This window comes from Clostridium sp. AF12-41 (assembly GCF_003461685.1).
GTDB classification, from domain to species: domain Bacteria; phylum Bacillota; class Clostridia; order Lachnospirales; family Lachnospiraceae; genus Otoolea; species Otoolea fessa.
This window is the reverse complement of the sequence record NZ_QTXO01000007.1, coordinates 93,408-115,295: the sequence shown is the minus strand read 5'-3', so window position 1 is coordinate 115,295 and position 21,888 is coordinate 93,408. Positions and strand designations below refer to the sequence as shown.

Here is a 21,888-nt window from a genome sequence, read left to right as displayed (position 1 = left end):
AAGCTCAAAAGTGGGGCGAAAATTCAGGCAAAAACCAGTGCCAGACACAAAGCAGGTCGGGACAGAACGCTTGGAATGTATCGGGATAGCCGGGAGCGGACCATCGGTTGGGGTGACACACTTTTCGCTTATGACGGCAGCATATCTGTCCGGGGTTCTGTGCCGGCGAACGGCGGTTCTGGAACAAAATGAGAGCGGCTCATTTGCACAGCTTGAAAAGATATTCCGGACGGGAAAAAGAAGGGAAAAACCGGTTATAGACGGGGCAGGACAGCCGTTTGAAATTAGGGGAATTTTTTTCTATCAAAAGGCTGAACGTGCAGAATGGTACGATTGTTCGGAAAGGGGGATGGAGGCGATGGTGATCGACTTCGGAGCCTTGACACAGAAGAATCAGGATGCCTTTTTTCGATGCAGCCGCTGTTTTCTGGTCGGTTCGGTCAGCGGATGGCAGCTGGCAGATTTTGCGGCATTGGCAGCAGAAAAGCAAAAATGGAAAAAATGGTGTGAGTATTTCGTCTCATTTGGAGAAGAGGAAGCTGTAAAAATGGCAGAGCAATATCTGGATATCCGGATCCGGCGAATCCCACTGCAGAAGAACGCATTGATGGTTACGGGAGAGTCCATGACTTTTTTTGGAAAATTCCTACGATAAGCGAGGCAGACCTGGGGTTATAAATTACCGATTATCTCCGAAAGGTCAAAAGTTAGAAGGGGCTGTTTTCGCGGAATGGAGAAGGTGTGGAATGGTAGTGAGAAAAAGTAAAAAAGAAGAGGCAGAGAGGAGGCGTAGGGAACAGCAGAGAATATTTGTCGAGGGATTACAGCGATATAAAAGCAAAGGAATCCAGATTTTAATTGATGGGAGGGAGTGCAGGCCAGAAGAATACAGGAAGCTGTGTGAGTTCCGGGAGGACGGCTCGTTTTATATGGCTGATTACGTCGGAGCGGAGACAGGAGTGCTGACAGAGATACATTTTGACCGGGTTTACAACCGGTGATAAGAGAGGTGCCGTTTTGTCCGTATCTGGACAGTCCGCCGGATTTTTCTTTCGGAGAAAATGGTGAGAACTGTTTAGATGGTGCTATTACAGTTACTGGGCACGTATGCGTAAACAGTAACCTATTACAGGGAAAATGAAAGAGGAGTTAAGAAAAAAGTCAACATTCCATGGAGCTGGTGTGATATAATAAGGGCACTTAGCGAGGTATTTTCGAGCTTAGTGCTTATGGTATTACCTTAACATACACCGGAGGAAAACATGGAAAGAGGAAGATCAAGGAAAGCACGTTCGGGCTGTCTGGGACGGATTTTCGGGTTTGTGCTGTTTTTAATCGTGGCAGCCGTTGGTGTGATTGCAGCGGTCAAATATATGCCAAGCCGGGAGAGGGCGGATCTGGATGCTCTGTACGCGGCGGGCGGCAGCGACCGGGTGGCGCTGTATCTGAACTATGAACGTCAGGAGGAGAGCGGGGTCTACGTGGACGGGCAGACGTATCTGCCGGCTACGTGGGTAGATGCGAACTTAAATGAACGTTTTTACTGGGATGCCAATGAGGAAATACTGGTGTACGCCCTGCCGGAGGAGATCGTGAAAAGCGACGAGACGACAGTGGATGAGGACGGAAAAAAGATCCTTTACCGGGATGGCGATGCAGTTTATCTTTCACTGGCTCTGATTCAGAAATACACCGATGTGCGTCTGCAGGCGTATGATGGTGAGGCACAGAAGCGGGTTTTCGTGGAAAATAACTGGGATCCGGTCACGGTGGCAGATGCGGCGTGGAGCGCCAAGATCCGCTTAAGAGGCGGCTTGAAAAGCCCGATTGTGACTGAGATAAAGCGCGGCGGGACAGTGACGGTGCTGGAACAGTATGACAACTGGGCGAGAGTCATGACACCGGACGGTCATATCGGATATATGCACAAGTGGAAGATGAAAAATCTGCATGAGGAGACGTTAAAGAGTGATTTTACTGCTCCGGTCTACCAGAATATTTCACTGGATCAGAAGATTGTGATGGTCTGGCATCAGGTAACGATCGCGGCGGCAAACCAGGCGATGGATTCTCTGATTGCAAAGACGAAAGGTGTCAATGTCATCGCGCCGACGTGGTTTACGCTTAGCAGCAACAGCGGCGCGTATGAATCTCTGGCAGATAAGTCCTATGTGGATCGGGCGCATGAAAAAGGTCTGCAGGTCTGGGCGGTACTCGACAATTTCAGCCGCGAATGCAGCAAGAACGTGCAGGCGGAGGTGCTTCTTTCCAGGACGTCTGTGCGCGAAAAACTGATTGAAAATATGATGACAGAGGCGGACCGTTATGGATTTGACGGTATCAATCTGGATTTTGAGAGTTTGAAGACGGCGGCGGGTGTCCATTACATTGAGTTTATCCGCGAGCTGTCGGTTTCCTGCCGTAAGAAAGGGCTGGTGCTGTCGGTCGATAACTATGTTCCGGCGGTATATAACCGTTTCTACAACCAGAAAGAGCAGGGCAACGTCGCAGATTATGTGATTATCATGGGTTATGATGAGCACTATGCAGGCGGCGAAGCCGGTTCTGTTTCTTCGATCGGATATGTCGAAAACGGCATCAAAGATATGCTTTCCCTGGTTCCGAAGGAAAAGGTAATCAACGCAGTCCCGTTCTACACAAGGCTCTGGACGGGAAGCGGCGACAATGCGTCCTCCCGTGCGATGGGAATCTCCGAGGAGACAAAATGGGTGTCGGAGAGCGGCATGGATCTGACCTGGGATGATTCGGCTGGTCAGTATTACGGCAGGCTGGACAGCCAGAACGGCGAACAGCAGCTCTGGATGGAGGAGACAAGGTCTCTGGGACTCAAGATGGATTTAATCAAGAAATACGACCTGGCAGGCGTAGCCGGATGGCGGCTGGGGCTGGAAACCAGCGACGTCTGGGATGTGATTGGCTGGGAGTAGAGACAATTTAATTAAGATTCAATGATTCAAAGTAGGGTGGAAGTCTCATGCGGGAGCGTGGGGCTTCTGCTTTTTTATGTAATAGGAAATTCCTTGGGATCCCCTATTACACAAAAAGGCACTAACGTGCCAATGATGCGCACTCGCGCGAAGATGTAGTTTGTCGCAAGCGACCGCGCTCGGCGCGAGAATGTGCCAAGGCACATTCTTCTTTATAAAAAAGAGCGTCTTGGACAAAAAACCTCCGGGCGGAAAGATTGATTCATCCGCCTGGAGGTTATTAAAACATCAAAAATATTGTTTTGTCTGGGAGAAATGTGATTATTCTGCCTCTTTTGCCTGATCGATCAGGTTGGTGTAGAAAGCAAGAAAACTGTCATCACCTTCAGCGATCATAGCTTCCGGATGGAACTGTAAGCCCATCACGTAGTCTTTATCTTCTCTGACGATTGCTTCGATGATTCCATCTGGAGCAGTAGCAACGACTTTCAGGTTGTCACCTAACTGATCGACTGCCTGATGATGCCAGGAGTTTACAGTGTAGGTGCCTTCTCCGCCAAATGCGGCAGCAACGATGTTATCTTTGTCTACGGTAATCTCATGTTTTGCGAATACCTTACGGTCCGGATCGCGATGTTCGATATCGGACGGATTCTGAGTCGGAAGATCCTGATATAAGGTACCGCCGCTTAATACGTTTAAGAACTGCATGCCACGGCAGGTGCAGAGCATCGGGATATCCTCATCGAGAGCTGCCTTGATTAAAAGAGAATCAGAAGTATCTCTGACTTCGTTTACAGTCTCTAATTTTTCGTTTGGCTCTTCGCCGTAGTAGCTCGGATCAATATCTTCGCCGCCGGTCATAACCAGAGCATCGATTTCTGCCAGAGCATTTTTCGCGTCATCCTCGGTTTTGATCTGAGGAAGATAAATTGCTTCGCCGCCAGCTTTGGTAACGGCATCTATATATAACTGTGCATCTTCGTCGATTTCGTCTGCATTCCATGAAACGCCGACTTTGACTTTCTCTTCTTCGTCATTCGCCGCTTCTTCGGCAGTCTCTGCTTCGCCTTCTGTCTCGGTGACTTCGGCTTCAGCCGCTGTTGTATCGGCTGCCGGTTCAGACTTTGTTCCACAAGCTGTTAAAGAAAAAGCCAGGGATAAAGAAAGAAGCACTGCACTGGTCATCATTTTAATTTTTCTCATTCGAATTTCCTCCCTAATACAAATTGTCCTCCCAAACATGGCTGGATTCTAACATAAAACAGTCAGAAAAATACAAAAAGATACATAAAATTACAAAATAAAATAAAATAACTTTTAATGCTACCTAAAAGATATAATATAATTTTGTAGATATACGAAAAATGAGCGAAAATAAGGAGGCGTAAATGGAAGCGAAGAATTGAGTAGGGAGGAGTACGGGGAAAAGCCCTGATAACAGAAAGTTATACCTTCATTCCCTTTCTTAATTGGATTTTCCCCGCAGGCAGGCGTTACAATAAGGACGGAAAAAACAGACGGGCAGCCGGGTCAAGGCTGCGGGGCTGATAGAGATGGCGGAGTGCAGGAAAGACTCCGAGAGAATATGACAAACCAAATGGAGGAAATCAAAACATGGGGAAATCACTTACCAGAAAGATTATTGAGTCACATTTCGTATCGGGCGATATGACGCCGGGCAAAGAAATTTTTATCAAGGTGGATCAGACATTGACACACGATATCAATGCCGTTATGACTTATCTGGCATTCGAGGCGATCGGGCTGGACCGTGTCCGCACGGAGTGCAGCGTCAGCTACCTCGATCACAATTTATTATATGTAGATAATAAGACGCCGGACGACCACATTTATTTGCAGTCCGCAGCAAAGAAATTCGGCGTGTATGTGTCCAGACCGGGCAACGGCATCTGCCATACCGTTCATGTATCCCGTTTTGGTGTGCCAGGCAAGGTATCGATGGGCGGAGACAGTCACACACCGCATGGCGGCGCGATCGGTATGCTGTGTATCGGTGTCGGCGGCATGGATGTAGCAACGGCGATGACGGGTGTTCCGATGCGTCTGACGATGCCGAGAGTCGTCCGTGTCAACCTGACCGGTAAATTAAGACCGGGCTGCAACTCGAAGGAAGTTATCCTGGAAATGCTTCGCCGCGTGACCATCAAGGGCGGTCTGGGAAATGTATATGAGTACGTGGGACCGGCAGTTGCCGAGATGGAGATTCCGGCACGTGCGACTATCGCAAACATGGGTGCGGAAATGGGCGCGACCACTTCCATTTTCCCGGCAGATGCACAGGTAAAGAGATTTCTGGCTGCACAGGGACGTCCGGAAGCATACACAGAGCTTCTTCCGGATGAGGACGCCGAGTACGACGAGACGATCGATATCAATTTAAGCGAGTTAGAGCCGTTGATCGCATGTCCGCACCAGCCGGACAATGTTATGCCGCTGCATCAGGCGGAAAAGAAGAGAGTACAGCAGGTATTTATCGGAAGCTGTACCAATGCAAGCTATGCCGATATTGCAAAAGCAGCACTTGTATTTAAGGGACATCATGTGAATGAGGATGTAAGCTGTACCTGTGCGGTTTCTTCCAAGCAGGTGTACCGTCAGCTGATGCGCGATGGATATGTGGAGATGCTTCTGGATGCAGGTGTCCGTCTTCTGGAGATTGCCTGTGGTCCGTGCTGCGCAATCGGTCAGACTCCGGCGACCGACGGTGTGGCAGTCCGCACCTCCAACCGTAATTTCAAGGGACGTGCCGGAAATCCGACCGCGAAGATTTACCTTGTCAGCCCGGAGAGTGCTGCGGCAACTGCGATTGTGGGAACTTTCGCAACGGCAGAAGATATTATGGGTGAAAATGTGAAGATTCTGGATACCATCCATGAGCCGGATCAGTACGATATTGATGATTCGATGATTCTGCCGCCACTGTCACCGGAAGAGGCTGCCAAGGTGGAGATTGTCCGCGGACCGAATATTAAATTCCTTCCGGTTCCGGAACCGCCGCAGGAGACCCTGGATGCCCCGATCAGCTTAAAAGCACGTGATAATGTATCAACCGATGATATTACACCGGCAAGTGCTGAGTTCAGCAGCATGCGTTCCAATATTCCGCTGATGTCCCAGTATTGCTATCACCGCTATGATCCGGAATTTGCAGCCCGTGCGAAAGAAATGGGACAGAGCATCATCATCGGCGGTGAAAACTATGGACAGGGTTCCTCCCGTGAGCATGCGGCAATCAACCCGATGTATCTGGGTGTTAAGGCAGTCATTGCCAAGAGTATTGCCCGTATCCATAAGGGAAACCTGGTAAACCACGGCGTAATTCCAATGTTGTTTGAGGATGGAGCTGATTATGACCGCCTGGAGCAGACAGATGAGCTTCATATCGATAACCTGCGGGAGCAGATTGCAGCACGCCGTGTGCAGATTACTGATAAGACAAAAGGATTCTCTTTCTGGGCTAAATTAGAATTGACGGATAAAGAAATCGAAGTTGTCTTAAATGGCGGACAGCTGAGAACACTGAAAAAACAGCTGGAAGCGGAGAAAGAAGCGTAGTCATTTATTAATTATGCCTCCATTATATTTTTTATATACAATAACTACTTATTCACCAACCTATTTATTTTAGAAAAAGGCGCCTGTGCAAATGTGCAGGCGCTTTTTCGTGCGAGTTGACGGAAGAAAGACATTTGTAGTAATCTTGTGGTAGAATAAGAGTGAAGATTGTGAAAGAAATTGAGAAAAAGACATTGTTTGGAGCGCTTTTTGGATATGCGGATTCAACAAGGATAACACAGGAAGAAACAGCGTATCCAAAAGCGGCAGAAGAGAAAGAAAAATAACGACAGAATCAATTTAAGTGATAAAATGGGGGATGTTCCGTGAGAGATACAGACTGGCAGATCTTACAGGCACTTTATAAAAATCCAAATATGACGAAGGTTGCCAATTCGTTTTACATGACGCAGCCGTCTTTGACCAAGCGGCTCAAGCAGATGGAGGAGGAATTTGGCGTGACGATCGTCAACCGGACGCCGAAGGGGCTTTCGTTTACACCGGAGGGACGCTACCTTGCCGATCAGGCGGAGCGGTATCTGGTGTTTATGAAGGAGACGACGGAGACGCTGGCGGCAATGCAGAAGAGCACGGAGGAGACGATCGTGATCGGTTCTTCCTATACATACAGTAAATACATGCTTTCGGAACTTTTATTCCAGTATCGGAAAGAACATCCGAGTGTGCAGTTTGAGGTTGTGACGGATCAGAGCGATGCGCTGTTTCGCAAGCTGCTTGACGGGACGGTGGATGTCGGATTTATCCGCGGCGATTATGAGGGGGCGCTGGAGCGCATCCGGGTCGGTAAAAGCGCTGCCTGTCTGGTGACGAAGGAACCGGTTAAGATGGAAGATTTGCCGGGGTTAGATCGAATCGAGTATAAGACAAATGATCGGACAAGAGAGATTCTGGAGCGCTGGTGGAATGAAAATTTCAGCACCCCGGTTGGGAATGGTATGCCAGTTGGTTATATTGATGTGGCATGGCAGATGATAGAACGAGGGTTTGGTTATACACTTTGTTTTCTTCCAGAACATTTTGCCAATGAACACAACCTGTGTCTGACCCCGCTTTTCTGGAAAGATGGGACGCCGGTGGAACGGAATACCTGGTTTTTCTATCCGAAGAGTAAGCGGCTGTCCCCGGCGCTTTCGCAGTTTGTGGAGTATGTGGCGGAAGGTGCGAAAACTGGGAAAAATAGAAAATAAAATTCATCCTGAGTTATTCACGAAGCAATCTCTAACCTAAAAATTGCACCATGAATCGAAAAAATGATCCGTTCAATAATTTTACCACAAATGGGTGCTTTTTTCATTCATTTAACAAGTACAAAGCAATATGCAATTAAAATGTTGAGATAAAGGAGAACTGGAAGAAATGCGGGAACTAGACTGGCTGATTCTTAGAAAATTATATGAAAAACGCAGCATCAGCAAGGCGGCGGAGGATTTGTACGTGACGCAGTCCGCCCTGACGAAGCGCGTCAAGACGATCGAACAGGAATGGGGCGTGGAGGTTGTGAAACGGAGCAACCAGGGCGTGACCTTCACGGAGGATGGGCGCTACCTTGTCAAAAAAGCGGGGATCATGCTGGATTTCCTCGGTGAGATCCGTGAACATTTCTCTGAGCGCCACGGCGTCAAGGAGCTGGTGCGCGTCGGTGTCCCGAACTCCTTTGCAAGACTCCATATGCCGAAACTGCTGAAAGGTTATGTGGACGCGTACAACCGCCTTCAGTTTAAGACATTTCCAAACTCCAGCGATATGCTGATCCGCCAGATTACCGACGGAACGATCGATATCGCGATCGTCTGCGGCGATTACCCATTTCTCGGGGAGAAAATCTGCCTGTTTGAGGAAGAACTTTACATCATGGCACCGATGGGGACGGCACTGGAGGATGTCGAGCACCTGCCGATCATCGAATCGTATTTAAATCCGATGGTAAAATTGCTGCTCAACCAGTGGTGGAAGGATCACTTTGGAGAATCCCTCCATGCCGCTCATTTCGTTCCATATTCGGATATCGCGATCGAGATGGTAGAAAATGGACTTGGCATCTGCTTCCTCTTCGGCTCCGACTGGGCGTTTGACCGCAGCCGTTTCCAGCTCATCCCGATCTACAATAAAGAACAGGAACCTGTCTCCCGCCGCGTCTGGATGATGCTTTCCGATTCCTGCTATCGGAACCAGGATATCATGGATTTTATATCCTTTACAGAAGAGTATTATCACATCAATAAGATAGAACGGAAATAAATATGATAACAAGCGCAGACCCAAGAGCGCAAGCATTTTCTGGAAGAATATCCCTGGGACTGCGCCGTCCCTCTCGCGATCTCATCCATCACCCGCACCATTCCATTCTGGAATACCCCTACATTCAAATCCTGAATTTCCATTTGTCAATTCTCCATGTTACAATTTTATCAAACCAAGAAATAAAGAATCCGCATATTCGAGGGAACGCGGATTCTTTGGGTAAAAATAAAATGCATTAAAAGGGTCAGGAGGAAACAAACATGAGTTACGCATACGTAGGATGCCGTACCACCCGCGAGAGAAATGCACGCGGCAAGGGTTTAAAGGTTTACGAAATTTCGGAGGCAACCGGCGAATGGAAAGAGATTCAGTGCTTAGAGACGCTGCCGAATCCGTCCTATCAGGCGATGGATCTGGAGGAGAAATATCTCTACTCCGTACACGGCGATAATACGCAGGTCAGCAGCTATAAGATCGAGGCAGACGGAACCTTATCTGCCTTAAACACCATCGAGATCGGCGGCAAGAATCCGGTCTTCATCACACCGGACCGCACCAACCAGTACATGGTAGTGGCAGCTCTGCAGGGCGGCGCTGTCTATGTCATCCGCCGCAATGCGGACGGAAGTCTGGGAGAGATTGTCCACACTGCGCACATGGCAGGGAAGAAAGAAGGCGCTATCTCCTTTGCACACCAGTGTATTTGGGATCAGAAGAAAGAATACCTTTTTGTTGTATGCCAGGCGAGACTGCAGGGCTACGGCCAGATCGTCGTATTCCATTTCAATCCGGTGGACGGCAGCCTGACACAGACTGACTGCTACCGCGGACGCGAGTACGATGAGCCGCGTCACGTATCGATTCACCCGAACAACCGCTTTGTTTACTTAATCAATGAAAAAGGAAATTCGATGACCTACCTTTCATTTGATGAAAAAAACGGTAAATTAAAGGCGCTGCAGGTACTTCCGACTCTGCCAGATACCTATACGGGCGAGGGACAGGCGAGTGCATCCTTGCTCAGCAAAAATGGCGAGATTCTCATCGGTTCCAACCGCATCCATGAGTCTATCGTGCTCTACCGCATCGACCAGAACACTGGATATATGAAGGAATTGGGCTATTACCCGACTCTGGGTCTGACACCACGTTTTATCTCCTTCAACCGCGATTACAGCCTGTTTTATGCGGCAAATGAGGACAGCGATACCATCGTAGAGATGCGTCTCTGCGAGGAAACAGGCCGCATGGAATACACGGGACGGATCATCCACACCGAGAGTCCGGTCTGCATTACATTTCGATAGGAGGTTGCTATGAACTTAGGTCTTATTTCTTTAATCTGCCTTCTGGCAGCCATTGTGATTGGATTTGTGAAAAACTGTAACGTCGGTATTCTCTGTACCGGTATCGCTGCCGTGCTGGCGCTGGTATTCGGCATCAAGGCGTCCGATATCATCAAGGGATTCAGTGCATCCCTGTGCATCCAGATGGTCGGTATTACTTATCTGTTTGCGATTATTAACGGAAACGGAACCCTGGAACTTTTAGCACGCAAGATGGTAGCGCTGGTTGGCAAACAGAAACGTCTGATTCCGTTTGTTATCTATATTTTAGGATTTATCATCAGTGCCGTAGGACCGGGCGCAATCCCGAGCCTGGCAATCATCCCGGTTATCGCAATCCCGGTTGCGGCATCCGCAGGCATCAACCCGATTATGACGGCGATCATCGGTGACCTGGGCGTTATGTCCGGACGTATGAGTCCGCTGACCCCGGAGGCAGCCGTTGTCCGTGAACTGATGGCAGCACAGGGACTGGAGGCAGACACCGTTCCGATCATGTTCTGCCTGATTCTGACGGCGTTGGCAACCATGGTACTTGTCTACATTTACTATAAAGGCTGGAAAGTGGATATAAAGGCAGTCGGAAAAGAAGCAGAGCTTCCGAAATTTACCGGAAAACAGCTCCTTTCCCTGGCAGCACTGGCTGGTCTGGCAGTCGGCGTTCTGTTCTTCTCCTGGAATGTCGGTCTGATGGGATTTTTAATGGGGTCGCTGTTAATTATCTTTGGCTGCGGTGATGAGAAGAAAGCAGTTCAGATGGTGCCGTGGAATGTGATTATTATGGTTTTGGGCGTTGGCATTTTAATGAATGTTATCTCCCTGTCCGGCGGTATCGATATCATGGTAGCGGCTCTGGAGCATGTTATGAGCAAACGGACTGCTGCGATGATCATGGGTATTACTTCTGGGTTTATGTCCTTTTTCAGTTCCGGTCTTGGAGTTGTATTCCCGACTTTGATTCCGACAGCAGGCGGACTGGCTTCAACGCTGGGAGCAGATGCCATCGAACTGGTATCGGTGATTGTAATCGGTGGAACGATCGTAGGATTTACTCCGATTTCCACAACCGGCGCACTCATCATGGCAGGTGTTTCTCAGCAGGAGAATGCGGAAGAACGTTTCCCACAGAACCGCATGTTTGTAGAGCTGTTTGCCGTTTCCTTCCTGGCACTGGCAGTAGTAGCGGTATTTTCTTTTTTGGGAATCTATCATCTGTTTGTATAGTGGAAAAAAAGCATCATATCGGATAGATGGAAGAGCCGGGCAGAAGCCTGTAAAGATATGGTTTGAGAATAGGAAGAGGAAAATATGACAGCAGAAGAGAGAATGATGTGGGTGGAGCGCTATAGCGCCCTCCCGACCGGAAATGTGGCAGATGCCATGGACGGACTTGGTTTAAAACGCGGCAGTGTGCTGGGACTTCATCCGATCGATCCCTCCCAGAAGCGTGCAGCCGGATTTGCCCGCACGATTTTGCAGAAGCGCCGGAGTACGCCGTGGGACGGCGTGAACCTGGCAAAGCACGGAAAAGTGATTGATGACAAAACGGAACCGGGCGACCTGCTGGTGATTTCCATGGGCGGTATTATGGATGTATCGACGGGCGGTGACCTGCTGGCACTCCGGGCACAGCTTCGCGGCGTGCAGGGCGAGCTGACCGACGGCTGCCTGCGCGATACCGATGACATCGCGGCATTTGGTTTTCCGGCATACAGCGCCGGAACTGCACCGAACAAGAGTGCTTACGATATCGAGACGGTCGGCGTGGATGTGCCGGTGACACTCTGCGGCGTCCTGATTTTTCCGGGCGACATGGTCGTGATGGACCGGACCGGCGTAGTTGTGGTTCCGTCCGGAAAGATCGCGGAAGTCTATGAATCTGCCTCCCGGATCGCGAAGCGCGAGGAGCGCGTGGCGGTTCATCTGCGCGAGGGAAAGACGCTGACGGAGTCGCGAAAGCTGGCAGCGGCGGAAGTTGGGCAGTAGGACTCAAACTGGGTGAAAAAAATAAAAAGTTTATCAGCGAAAGCGCAGAAACCAAAATGAGCACCCTAGAAATGAAAGACTCAAAAATCGGCATATGACTTAAAAATAAAATTTGAATGACTCATTTATGAGCACATAAAAGCTCATAAATGAGTCATTTTTTTACATTATGAAAAAAATGAGACAAGAACGAGTCATTCCTGGAAGGTTATCAAAAAAATAAATAAAAATTTTAATTCGACAAAAACCTTGTATTTACAAGGAAAACCTCGAATTTTTTGGAAAATAAAAAAGAAAAATATTAAATAAAATCGAAAAACGTAAAAGTTGGCACGGAACTTGCTGTATATATGAGTATCAAGCAAAAGTATCAAGCAAAAAGAAAAATATATTACATGGAGGGAACACATTATGAAAGTTGGCGTATTGAAAGACATCAAAGTAGGCGAGTACCGTGTCATCGCAACCCCGGCAGAGGTAAGCATGCTGGTAGGTGACGGCAATGAGGTTTACGTTCAGAAGGGCGCGGGCGAAGGTTCTGGATTCCCGGATGAGGCATATGTGAAAGAGGGCGCGAAGCTGGTTGATACAAAGGAAGAAATTTATGCAACCTGCGATTTCGTCGCAAAGGTAAAAGAGTTTGAACCGTGCGAGTACAAGCTGCTCCGTGAAAACCAGATCGTATTTACCTGCATCCATCCGGCAGCACATCCGGAGGAGGTACAGGCACTTCTCGACAGCAAGTGTATTGCATTTACCGCAGAAGATTCCCACCGTTACGGTTCACCGAACTGCGAGGCAGCTGGTAAGGCGGGCGCACTTTTTGGTCTGGAATCCCTGCTCTCCATCAACGGCGGCAAGGGCAAATTCGTCAACGGTCTCGGCGGTGCTCCGGGCGTTAAGGCGCTGGTCATTGGAGGCGGCGTGGTAGGACGCGCAGCAATCTCTGTTCTTCATGCGCTGGGCGCGTGGGTAACGGTTATGGATATTAATATCGGAACCCTGCGTGATATCGGAAAACAGTTCAATGAGGAAGTCAATACCCAGATTTCCAACCGTTATAATCTGAAAAAGATTTTACCGGAGATCGATGTCGTGTATAATTGTGTTAGATGGCCGAAGGATGCCAAAGAATACATGATCGACCGCGAGATGGTCCGCTCGATGGAGAAAGGTTCCGTTATCGTAGATATTAGCAACGATTATGGTGCAATCGAGACATTCCATGAGACCACCCATGAAAATCCGCGCTACATCGAAGAAGGTGTCGTACATTATTGCGTAAGCAACATTCCGGGTGCAATTTCCCAGTCTACCTCGATCGCATACGCAGCATCCGTACTGCCGCACTTCAGAAGCATCATCAACAATGGTGTGGCGCAGGCGTGTGCAAAGGATGGTTTCCTGCGCCGCAGCTTAACTGCCTACAAGGGATACTTAACCCATGAGGAGACAAGTGCTATCCAGGGCAGACCGTGGGTTCGTCCGGAAGACATCTTAGAGATCGCAGATCAGAAACTGGATCTGGCTCCGTCGGCAACCAAGAGCCATTCGGATAACTTTATCAAATTAGAGAAGTGATTTTTCAGATAAAGGATACCGGCAGAACGCTTTTCGTGAAACGTATGGGGATACGGATGAAAAGCGCTCTGCCATTTGAGGGGAGAATAGAAGCGCTTCCGGATGGGAAATAGCTGGAGGCGCATTTGATACAGAAGAATAGGAGGGGTATCTGTGAGTGTTACAGACATTTTAGTGGACTTTGCGATCGCATCGTTTTTTATCGCGGTTGGTCAGCTTTTACGTGCAAAAGTGCCGTTGGTACAGAAATTTTTCATTCCGCCAAGCATGATTGCCGGATTTATCGCGCTGGCACTCGGGGCGCAGGGACTGGGAATCCTGCCGTTTTCTGAAAATATTGGTTCTTATGCAAGTGTTCTGATTATCCTGATTTTCGCAGGTGTCGGAATTAATGGATTTTCTTTCAATAAGAAAGATTTTAAAGCGGAAATTGACCGGATTGGTTCTTATTTTTCCTATAAAGTGCTGGCACAGGCGATTCAGTTCTCACTGGCACCGTTGTTTAGTATTTTAGTAATTTCGAAATTATTCCCGAACATTAACTATGGCTTCGGTCTGCTGCTGGCAGCTGGTTTCTCCGGCGGACACGGAACGGCAGCGGCTGTTGGTACCGCGTTTGAGAGACTGGGTGATCTGGATGCAATGGATATCGCGATGACCTGTGCAACTGTTGGTATTTTATCGGGTATCTTTGGCGGTCTGTTCTTCATCAAGCTGGGAACGAAAAAGGGCTGGACCAAATATATGAAAGGCTTCAATCAGATCTCCGATGATCTGCGCTGTGGTCTGGTGCCCAAAAATGAGCGCAAGTCGATGGGCGAGGAAACTATTTCATCCAACGTCCTGGATCCGCTGGCATGGCATCTGGCAGTGATGCTGATCGCATCCGGTATCGGTGTGGGACTCAGCAAGGGAATCTATGCAGCGATCGGTCTGGATCTGCCGAATTACCTGATGGCATTTTTGACCGCGATCGTGATGTTCCTCGTTTTCCGAAAAGTCGGCGTCGGTGATTATATTGATGAAAATGTAGTGGGACGTATCTCCGGTACTGCGACGGATTATCTGGTGTTTTTCGGAATCGCTTCCATCAAACTGGCAGTTATCGTTAAATATGCAGCTCCGCTGGCACTTCTTCTGCTCTGCGGTATTGTAATCGTAGTGGCAACTCTGATGTTCTTTGGTCCGGCGATGAACCGCGGCAGCTGGTTTGAGCGCGCGATCTTCGTATTTGGCTATTCAACGGGCGTTTTTGCGATCGGCTTCATCCTTCTTCGAATCGTTGATCCGGAAAACCGCTCCAAGACGCTGAACGATACTGCATTTGCAGCGCCGTTTACAACTCCGGCAGAGATGTTTGCGTGGTCGATGGGACCGATGATGCTCTTAAATGGCAGCCATTGGAAGTTTATCGGCATCTATTTGGTAATCATGGCAGCATGCATCATCGCAAATATCGTATTTAAATGGTGGTGGCTGAAACTTCCGCTGGATCGCCCAGGTGTGGAGGAGATCGGATAAACTTGTCTTTGCCTGTTTCCTCTGATACACTTGGAACAGGTGTAAACATAACACCGTTGTCAGGCCGGATGAACGCAGATTCAAGTCGAACGTCCGTGAGACTTGGCGCGTGATTCCGGTCAGCGGTGTTTCAGACAGGGGAGAAATGCATGGAGTTTTTAAGACAGTTATTTCATGGAAAAGGATATATTGACGGAATCACGATCATCAACCTGGATGGCGAGATTCTGTTTTCAGCAAAGTTAAATAGTAAATTTTCAAACCGGAAAGAGAGAGAAGCTTACCAGGCGCTGGTGGGACAAAATTTTTTCGATGTATTTGAAAACCTGAACGCTAAGAACAGCAGCATGATCCGGGCGATGGAGGTCGGACTGCCGGTTTACGTGGAAAATCAACTGCTTCAGACCAAGGGGCAGGAGGGCATCCATATCAGCTCTCTTTCGATTCCGATCAAGAGCGGGCGCGCCGTGGTGGGCGCGATCGATCTGTCGATGGAGGAGATGACAGACGGCGAGGAAGAGCCGGAGAGTGTGGAACTGACTTCGGAACAGATCCCGGTCGGCGGCGCTGGAAAGCTGAAAAAACACAGCGGCGCATCTTTTACGATGGAAGATATCATCGCAGTGGATGAAAAAATGAAAAATGCCAGAGACTATATACCGGTGGTGGCGGCGTGCGATCTGCCGGTTATGATCTATGGGGAAACGGGAACCGGAAAAGAGGTGTTTGCACAGTCGATCCACAATGCCAGTGAACGGAGGGATAAACCGTTTATCGCGCAGAACTGTGCGGCGTTGCCGGATACCTTGCTCGAAAGTATCTTATTTGGAACGTCCAAGGGCGCGTTTACCGGGGCAATGGAAAATAAGGGACTCTTTGAGCTGGCGGACGGCGGAACACTGTTTCTCGACGAGATCAATTCGATGCCTCTGTTTTTGCAGTCAAAGCTTCTGCGGGTTCTGCAGGACGGTAGTTTCCGCAGCCTGGGCGGCAGTGAGACGAAACGCACGAATGTGAAGATCATTGCGGCGACCAATGTGGAACCGCTTGAGGCGATCGAGAAAGGACAGCTTCGGCGCGATATTTATTATCGTCTGAGCATGATGTCGATCCGGATTCCGCCGCTGCGGGAACGGAAGGCGGATATTGGACATTTTGTCAAGTTTTATGTAAACAAACACAATGGCACGTTCCACAAGCAGGTTCAGTATGTGTCAAAGGATCTGCTAAAAAAATTGGAAGAATATGACTGGCCGGGCAATGTCCGGGAGCTGGAACACGTGATCGTTTACGGCATGAGCATGGTGGACGAGGCGAGCTCCCTGCTCCAGTATAAAGACATCAAGGGAAAGCTTCTGCTGGAAAAGCAGGCGGACAGGAAAAAGACGCCGGAAAGCTTGGAAGAAGTTCCAAAACTCTGCTCGTCGCTTCGTGAGGCGGTGGCTGCCTATGAGGAAAAACTGATTTGGCAGGCATTGGAGGCGGCGCACGGAAATATATCTGAGGCAGCGCGGATTCTGGATGTGCCGAGGCAGACGCTGCAGAGAAAGGCGAGCCAGCTGCGGGGCGAAAAGGCGAAGGAAAAACAGGAAAAAGAAATCTGAGCGATGGAGGATAGATACGGAAAATTGAGGACGATGCGGGAAGCAGAACCAGCAGAATCAGCCCGGAAAGGATGGAACGCTCAGACAGAATAACAGGAGGAAATGCAGAAATGGAGAAATACATTGGAAAATATTCTGTAAAAGATTTTTTATATCTGATTCTGGGCGCATTTATCTACAGTATCGGCACGCACAGCTTTATTGAGACGGCGAATATTGCGCCGGGCGGTGCGGTCGGCGTGGCACTGATGTTAAACCATGTGACGAACCTGCCGGTCGGACGGCTGACACTGATGGTCAATGTGCCGCTTTTAATATTGGCGTGGTTTCATTTGAGCCGTGCCTTTGCGCTGCGGACGGCGTTTGCGTGCGGAATCTGTTCGGTGGTGCTTGACTACGTGATCGCCCCGGTCTTTCCGGTTTATATGGGCGACCAGCTTATGGGAAGTCTCTACGGCGGCATTCTGGTCGGCGTCGGCATGGCGTTCATCTTTCTGTCCGGTTCGACGACGGGCGGCAGCGATGTGGTCGGCTACCTGCTCCAGAAGAAATATCCGCATGTCTCGATCGGGCGCGCCCTGATGATGATCGATGGAATCATCCTCTCCACCTCGATCTTCGTCTTTGGAAATGTTGATGCGGCACTGTTCGGACTGATTTCCCTGTACGCGCAGACGAAGGTCATCGACATGATCATCTACGGAAATGATGCCGGAAGCGAGGCGTCGATCGTGACGAAATACCCGCAGAAAATCGCAGAACGTGTCATTAAGGAAATTGACCGTACGGTAACGCTGCTTCCGGGCAAGGGCGGCTACAGCGGCGAGGACACGACGGTGGTTTTATGTACCGTCCGCAAAACGGAGTTCAATCGTTTAAAACGCATTATTGCGGAGACGGATGAGAATGCGTTTGTGATTGTGAAGGAAACCTCGGGCATTTTTGGACTTGGGTTTAAGGATGTAGCGGAGGCACAGCAGTAGGAGCCGGGATTAGAATTAGAAAATAGCGGGATATGCCGCGAACAAGGCGAATATAGATATCATAAGAATGCATCAGGAGCGGTGCACTTGAACGAATGGTTTGAAACACACCCGTTTCTAAAACAAATGCGAAGGCGGCTGTCAGTGGAATTGGCAGTCTGCCTTCTTTTATTTTGCGGCGTCTTTCTGGCGGCACGGTATGCGGGGCTGGCATCAGCGGGGGCGGACGCTGTGCTTGGAAAGCAAAAGCCGGTTGTTTTCTTGGACGCCGGACATGGGGATTTTGATCCGGGAAAGGTGAGCGTGGACGGAAGCCTGGAAAAGGACATCAATCTGGCAATCGCGAAGCGCCTGAAATGGTATCTGGAGCAGTCGGATGTGGAGGTCGTGATGAGCCGGGAGGATGACCGGGGACTTTACGATACGTCAGCCGGAAGCCGGAAAATGTCCGACATGAAAAACCGCTGCGCCCGCGTCGAGGAATCCGGCGCGGATCTGGTCGTCAGCATCCACCAGAACAGCTACCACCAGGAGGATGTATCCGGTGCGCAGGTATTTTATTACCGGAAGTCAGAGAAGGGGAAACGGCTGGCGGAAATACTGCAGAAGCGCTTCGACTATGCGCTGGGAGACCAGAACCGCAGAAAAGCCAAACCGAATGACAGCTATTACCTCCTGCTCCACGTCAAATGCCCGATTGTCATCGTCGAGTGCGGATTTTTGTCTAACTGGAAAGAGGCGGCACTGCTGAAAACAGAAGAATATCAGGACCGCGTGGCGTATACGCTGCATATGGGGATCATGGAGTATCTGAATGGGCGCTGAAACCTTGAACTGGCGAGGAATCTTGTGTATACTAGGAGTACTTAGCGAGGTATTTTCGAGCTTAGTACGAGTCATGCCGCGCATACTAGGAGTACTTAGCGAGGTGTTTTCGAGCTTAGTACGGAAGATAGATTTATTCATTGTGAGATAGTAGAAAGAAGAGTCAATATGCAAAACGAAACGAAAAAAGAACTTCACACCCAGATGTGGAAGATAGAAAATCCAAAGGACTTTACGGCGCATGACCGGGAGGTGCTTGAGAAGGCGGCAAAGATCATCCGCGCGGGCGGTCTGGTGGCATTTCCGACGGAAACTGTGTACGGCCTGGGCGCGAATGCGCTGGACGAGGCAGCAGCGAAGAAGATTTATGCGGCGAAGGGACGCCCGTCTGACAACCCGCTGATCGCGCATGTGTCCTGTCTGGAGGAGATCGCGCCGCTGGTATCGAATATGCCGGAAAATGGCAAAAAGCTTGCAAAGGCATACTGGCCGGGACCGATGACGATGGTATTTCCTAAGAGCGCGATCGTGCCGTATGGAACGACCGGCGGGCTTGACACGGTGGCAATCCGGATGCCGTCTGATCCGATCGCGGCAGAGTTAATCCGTCTGTCAGGCGTGCCGATCGCGGCTCCGAGTGCAAATACATCGGGACGCCCAAGCCCGACGCGCGCGGATCACGTGCTTCAGGATATGGACGGAAAGATCGATGCGATCATCGACGGCGGTCCGGTTGGAATTGGTCTGGAATCGACGATCGTGGATGTTACGGAGGAAATGCCGATGGTTTTAAGACCGGGTGCGATCACCGTGGAGATGCTGCGTGAAACGGTCGGGGAAGTCGGCATTGATCCGGCGATTTTAGGACCGGTCAGCGCGGATGTGCGCCCGAAAGCACCGGGAATGAAATACCGCCATTATGCACCGAAAGCCGATCTGACACTGGTCGAGGGCGAGACGGAGGCAGTTGTGGAGACGATCAACCGCCTGGCAGGCGAAAAGCTGGCAGAAGGGCGCAAGGTTGGAATTATCTGCACGGACGAGACGAAAGACCGTTACCCGGCGGGGATGCTGGAAAGCATCGGTGCGCGGGCGCGTCAGGAGACTGTTGCACACAACCTGTATGCGGTTCTGCGCGATTTCGACGATCGCGGCGCGGAATATATCTTTTCGGAGGGATTTTCGGAAGACAATTTAGGACGGGCGATTATGAACCGGCTCAATAAGGCGGCTGGCTATCATATTTTGAAGGTGTGAGACGATGCGGTACTTATTGGCGGCGATTAATGCCAAATATATACATTCAAATCTGGGGATTTACAGCCTGAGACGGTATGCGATGGAGCGGCTGGGGCTGGGACAGAAGGATGAGCAGGGTGCGGCTGTTGGAATGGAAATGGTTTCGGAGGCAGCAGAAGGCGCGAATCGAACGAAAACCGTGTCGGAAATCCAGATCGATCTCGGCGAGTACACTATCAACCACCAGATGGATCAGATTTTGCAGGATATTTACCGGAGAAAACCGGATGTGGTGGGATTTTCCTGTTATATCTGGAATATCGTTTACGTGAAGGAACTGATCCACGATTTGAAGAAGGTTCTTCCGCAAGTCCGCATCTGGCTGGGAGGTCCGGAGGCTTCCTATGACGCGGTTCACCTGATGGATGAGCTGCCGGAGGTCGAGCTGATCATGCAGGGCGAAGGCGAGGAGACATTTACGCGGCTGGTGGAGGCGTGTGAGCGCGGGACGGAAGTTTGTTTTTCAGAGATCCCCGGCATTGTCCTACGCTGTTCGGACGACACCGTCGAGGTTCATCGCCCGGCACCGCTCATGAATCTGGACGACATTCCGTTTTCCTACGGAGATTTAAGCGGGCTGGAACACCGCATTATCTACTATGAGAGCAGCCGTGGATGTCCATTTTCCTGTAGTTACTGTCTGTCTTCGATTGACAAAAAAGTGCGGTTCCGCAGCCTTTCGCTGGTAACAAGGGAGCTGCAGTTTTTCCTTGACCGGAAGGTGCCGCAGGTGAAGTTCGTAGACCGGACGTTTAACTGCAAAAAGAGCCATTCGATGGCAATCTGGCAGTATTTGCTGGAACATGATAATGGAATTACCAACTTCCATTTTGAAATTTCATCGGATCTTCTGGATGATGACGAGCTGGCGCTGATGAAACAGATGCGTCCGGGGCTGATTCAGTTGGAAATCGGTGTGCAGACGACGAACCTGGTGGTTGTGAAGGAGATCCGGAGGACGATGGATCTGGACAAGGTGGCGCGCCGTGTGGCGCAGGTCAACACCTTTGGCAACATCCATCAGCATCTCGACCTGATTGCGGGGCTTCCGTATGAGGATATCGAGAGCTTTCATCGTTCCTTCAACGATGTATACAAAATGGAGCCGGAACAGCTTCAGCTTGGCTTTCTGAAGGTGCTGAAGGGTTCCTATATGGAAGAAATGAAGCAGAAATACGGTCTGCTCAGCCAGAGCAAGCCGCCGTATGAGGTGCTTAGAACCAACTGGCTTTCCTATGAAGAGGTGATCCGTCTCAAGGGTGTGGAAGAGATGGTCGAGGTCTATTACAACAGCGGGCAGTTCCGCCGCACGATGAAATGCCTGTCGCAGGAATGGGGCGATGCGTTTGATTTGTATGACTGCCTGGCGGCATTTTATGAGGAAGAGGGACTGAATGGAGTGAGCCATAACCGGCTGGCACGGTATGAGATTTTGTATCTGTTTATTCAGAAATGGGGGAACAAAGAAATTTCCTATCAGGATCTTCTCATTTATGACCTCTACCTCCGTGAAAACGTCAAGAGCCGTCCATCTTTTGCCCCGGATCCGTCGGAGTGGAAGAACGAGACGAAGCAGTTTTTCATGCGCGAGGCGAAGGAACGCCGTTATTTGAAGGGCTACGAGGCATACGATTCCAGGCAGATGGCGAAAATGGCGCATTTAGAGCGGATGGAAGACGGGAGGTTTGTGCTGTTTGATTACAAAAACCGGGACGTTCTGTTTGGCAATGCGGCGGCATTTTCCATTTCTCAGGATGAGATACAGTGAGGAATGGGATTTTCCAGAGAAAGCCGGGAAAAAGAAATTGCGTATGGCGGCAGTCTGAACACCTGAGAATGGGAAGAAATGTAAGACAGCCATATTTTAAATTAGATGGATAGTAAACTGTTCAGTAGGTCTGTGCATTTACTGCGCTGACCGTACGAAAACATGGGCCAGCAGGCAAAAATCCCA

17 protein-coding genes are annotated in these 21,888 nt (G+C 49.7%); 16 read left to right on the top strand and 1 reads right to left on the bottom strand.

Translation table 11 applies throughout. The features are described from left to right. Positions 1-37: 37 nt before the first annotated feature. The 3 genes from DWV73_RS11210 (at position 38) to DWV73_RS11200 (ending at position 2,948) form a co-directional block, all read left to right on the top strand. Positions 38-655 (top strand): hypothetical protein, encoded by a 618-nt coding sequence (locus tag DWV73_RS11210; protein WP_146143932.1) that lies wholly within the window; start codon positions 38-40, stop codon positions 653-655. Between the two features lie 91 nt (positions 656-746). Further along, the gene (locus DWV73_RS11205) at positions 747-1,001 is read left to right on the top strand and encodes a hypothetical protein (protein WP_022358865.1); all 255 of its coding nucleotides are present in this window, start codon (positions 747-749) and stop codon (positions 999-1,001) included. 261 nt (positions 1,002-1,262) lie between these two features. Continuing rightward, positions 1,263-2,948 carry a glycosyl hydrolase family 18 protein gene (locus DWV73_RS11200; RefSeq protein WP_117796738.1) on the top strand — a complete coding sequence of 562 codons (1,686 nt, stop codon included), beginning with the start codon at positions 1,263-1,265 and terminating at the stop codon, positions 2,946-2,948. 321 nt (positions 2,949-3,269) lie between these two features. Here the strand turns inward: DWV73_RS11200 and DWV73_RS11195 are convergent, their stop codons facing one another. Continuing rightward, positions 3,270-4,154, bottom strand: coding sequence for a gamma-glutamyl-gamma-aminobutyrate hydrolase family protein (locus tag DWV73_RS11195; protein ID WP_181357266.1), 885 nt, complete (start codon positions 4,152-4,154; stop codon positions 3,270-3,272). A 411-nt stretch (positions 4,155-4,565) separates the two neighbouring features. Here DWV73_RS11195 and DWV73_RS11190 point away from each other — a divergent pair, with 411 nt between their 5' ends. From DWV73_RS11190 to DWV73_RS11130, 13 genes are all read left to right on the top strand, one after another. Next, positions 4,566-6,527: an aconitate hydratase gene (locus tag DWV73_RS11190; protein ID WP_117796737.1), complete on the top strand. Its 1,962-nt coding sequence runs from the start codon at positions 4,566-4,568 to the stop codon at positions 6,525-6,527. Between the two features lie 326 nt (positions 6,528-6,853). Next, positions 6,854-7,735, top strand: coding sequence for a LysR family transcriptional regulator (locus DWV73_RS11185; RefSeq protein WP_117796736.1), 882 nt, complete (start codon positions 6,854-6,856; stop codon positions 7,733-7,735). 169 nt (positions 7,736-7,904) lie between these two features. Beyond that, the gene (locus tag DWV73_RS11180) at positions 7,905-8,786 is read left to right on the top strand and encodes a LysR family transcriptional regulator (protein ID WP_117796735.1); all 882 of its coding nucleotides are present in this window, start codon (positions 7,905-7,907) and stop codon (positions 8,784-8,786) included. A gap of 263 nt (positions 8,787-9,049) precedes the next feature. Next, the gene (locus tag DWV73_RS11175) at positions 9,050-10,096 is read left to right on the top strand and encodes a beta-propeller fold lactonase family protein (protein WP_117796734.1); all 1,047 of its coding nucleotides are present in this window, start codon (positions 9,050-9,052) and stop codon (positions 10,094-10,096) included. Positions 10,097-10,105: 9 nt separating this feature from the next. Further along, positions 10,106-11,359 (top strand): SLC13 family permease, encoded by a 1,254-nt coding sequence (locus tag DWV73_RS11170; RefSeq protein WP_117796733.1) that lies wholly within the window; start codon positions 10,106-10,108, stop codon positions 11,357-11,359. An 84-nt stretch (positions 11,360-11,443) separates the two neighbouring features. Beyond that, positions 11,444-12,121, top strand: coding sequence for an RraA family protein (locus DWV73_RS11165; protein ID WP_117796732.1), 678 nt, complete (start codon positions 11,444-11,446; stop codon positions 12,119-12,121). Positions 12,122-12,532: 411 nt separating this feature from the next. After that, a complete protein-coding gene (locus DWV73_RS11160) occupies positions 12,533-13,702 on the top strand; it encodes an alanine dehydrogenase (RefSeq protein WP_117796731.1) in 1,170 nt (389 codons plus the stop codon). 153 nt (positions 13,703-13,855) lie between these two features. Then, entirely contained in the window at positions 13,856-15,223 is a 1,368-nt protein-coding gene (locus DWV73_RS11155; protein WP_022358860.1) for a sodium/glutamate symporter, read from the top strand. 149 nt (positions 15,224-15,372) lie between these two features. Next, on the top strand, positions 15,373-16,827 hold the full coding sequence (locus DWV73_RS11150; protein ID WP_117796730.1) for a sigma 54-interacting transcriptional regulator: 1,455 nt from the start codon (positions 15,373-15,375) through the stop codon (positions 16,825-16,827). 110 nt (positions 16,828-16,937) lie between these two features. Then, positions 16,938-17,810 (top strand): YitT family protein, encoded by an 873-nt coding sequence (locus DWV73_RS11145; protein WP_107001826.1) that lies wholly within the window; start codon positions 16,938-16,940, stop codon positions 17,808-17,810. A gap of 87 nt (positions 17,811-17,897) precedes the next feature. Then, complete coding sequence (locus tag DWV73_RS11140; protein ID WP_333549907.1) at positions 17,898-18,635, top strand: N-acetylmuramoyl-L-alanine amidase; 738 nt, start codon at positions 17,898-17,900, stop codon at positions 18,633-18,635. 204 nt (positions 18,636-18,839) lie between these two features. Next, positions 18,840-19,892: an L-threonylcarbamoyladenylate synthase gene (locus DWV73_RS11135; RefSeq protein WP_242995804.1), complete on the top strand. Its 1,053-nt coding sequence runs from the start codon at positions 18,840-18,842 to the stop codon at positions 19,890-19,892. Between the two features lie 4 nt (positions 19,893-19,896). Further along, the gene (locus DWV73_RS11130; RefSeq protein ID WP_117796728.1) at positions 19,897-21,702 is read left to right on the top strand and encodes a B12-binding domain-containing radical SAM protein; all 1,806 of its coding nucleotides are present in this window, start codon (positions 19,897-19,899) and stop codon (positions 21,700-21,702) included. The last annotated feature ends 186 nt before the right edge of the window (positions 21,703-21,888 follow it).

What these genes read in the sequence shown, in the direction of transcription:
- DWV73_RS11200 (WP_117796738.1), top strand. Translation starts at nt 1,263, where the DNA reads ATGGAAAGAGGAAGATCAAGGAAAGCACGTTCGGGCTGTCTGGGACGG.
- DWV73_RS11150 (WP_117796730.1), top strand. Translation starts at nt 15,373, where the DNA reads ATGGAGTTTTTAAGACAGTTATTTCATGGAAAAGGATATATTGACGGA.
- DWV73_RS11130 (WP_117796728.1), top strand. Translation starts at nt 19,897, where the DNA reads ATGCGGTACTTATTGGCGGCGATTAATGCCAAATATATACATTCAAAT.
- DWV73_RS11190 (WP_117796737.1), top strand. Translation starts at nt 4,566, where the DNA reads ATGGGGAAATCACTTACCAGAAAGATTATTGAGTCACATTTCGTATCG.
- DWV73_RS11160 (WP_117796731.1), top strand. Translation starts at nt 12,533, where the DNA reads ATGAAAGTTGGCGTATTGAAAGACATCAAAGTAGGCGAGTACCGTGTC.
- DWV73_RS11175 (WP_117796734.1), top strand. Translation starts at nt 9,050, where the DNA reads ATGAGTTACGCATACGTAGGATGCCGTACCACCCGCGAGAGAAATGCA.
- DWV73_RS11135 (WP_242995804.1), top strand. Translation starts at nt 18,840, where the DNA reads ATGTGGAAGATAGAAAATCCAAAGGACTTTACGGCGCATGACCGGGAG.
- DWV73_RS11205 (WP_022358865.1), top strand. Translation starts at nt 747, where the DNA reads ATGGTAGTGAGAAAAAGTAAAAAAGAAGAGGCAGAGAGGAGGCGTAGG.
- DWV73_RS11180 (WP_117796735.1), top strand. Translation starts at nt 7,905, where the DNA reads ATGCGGGAACTAGACTGGCTGATTCTTAGAAAATTATATGAAAAACGC.
- DWV73_RS11145 (WP_107001826.1), top strand. Translation starts at nt 16,938, where the DNA reads ATGGAGAAATACATTGGAAAATATTCTGTAAAAGATTTTTTATATCTG.
- DWV73_RS11170 (WP_117796733.1), top strand. Translation starts at nt 10,106, where the DNA reads ATGAACTTAGGTCTTATTTCTTTAATCTGCCTTCTGGCAGCCATTGTG.
- DWV73_RS11165 (WP_117796732.1), top strand. Translation starts at nt 11,444, where the DNA reads ATGACAGCAGAAGAGAGAATGATGTGGGTGGAGCGCTATAGCGCCCTC.
- DWV73_RS11195 (WP_181357266.1), bottom strand. Translation starts at nt 4,154, where the DNA reads ATGAGAAAAATTAAAATGATGACCAGTGCAGTGCTTCTTTCTTTATCC.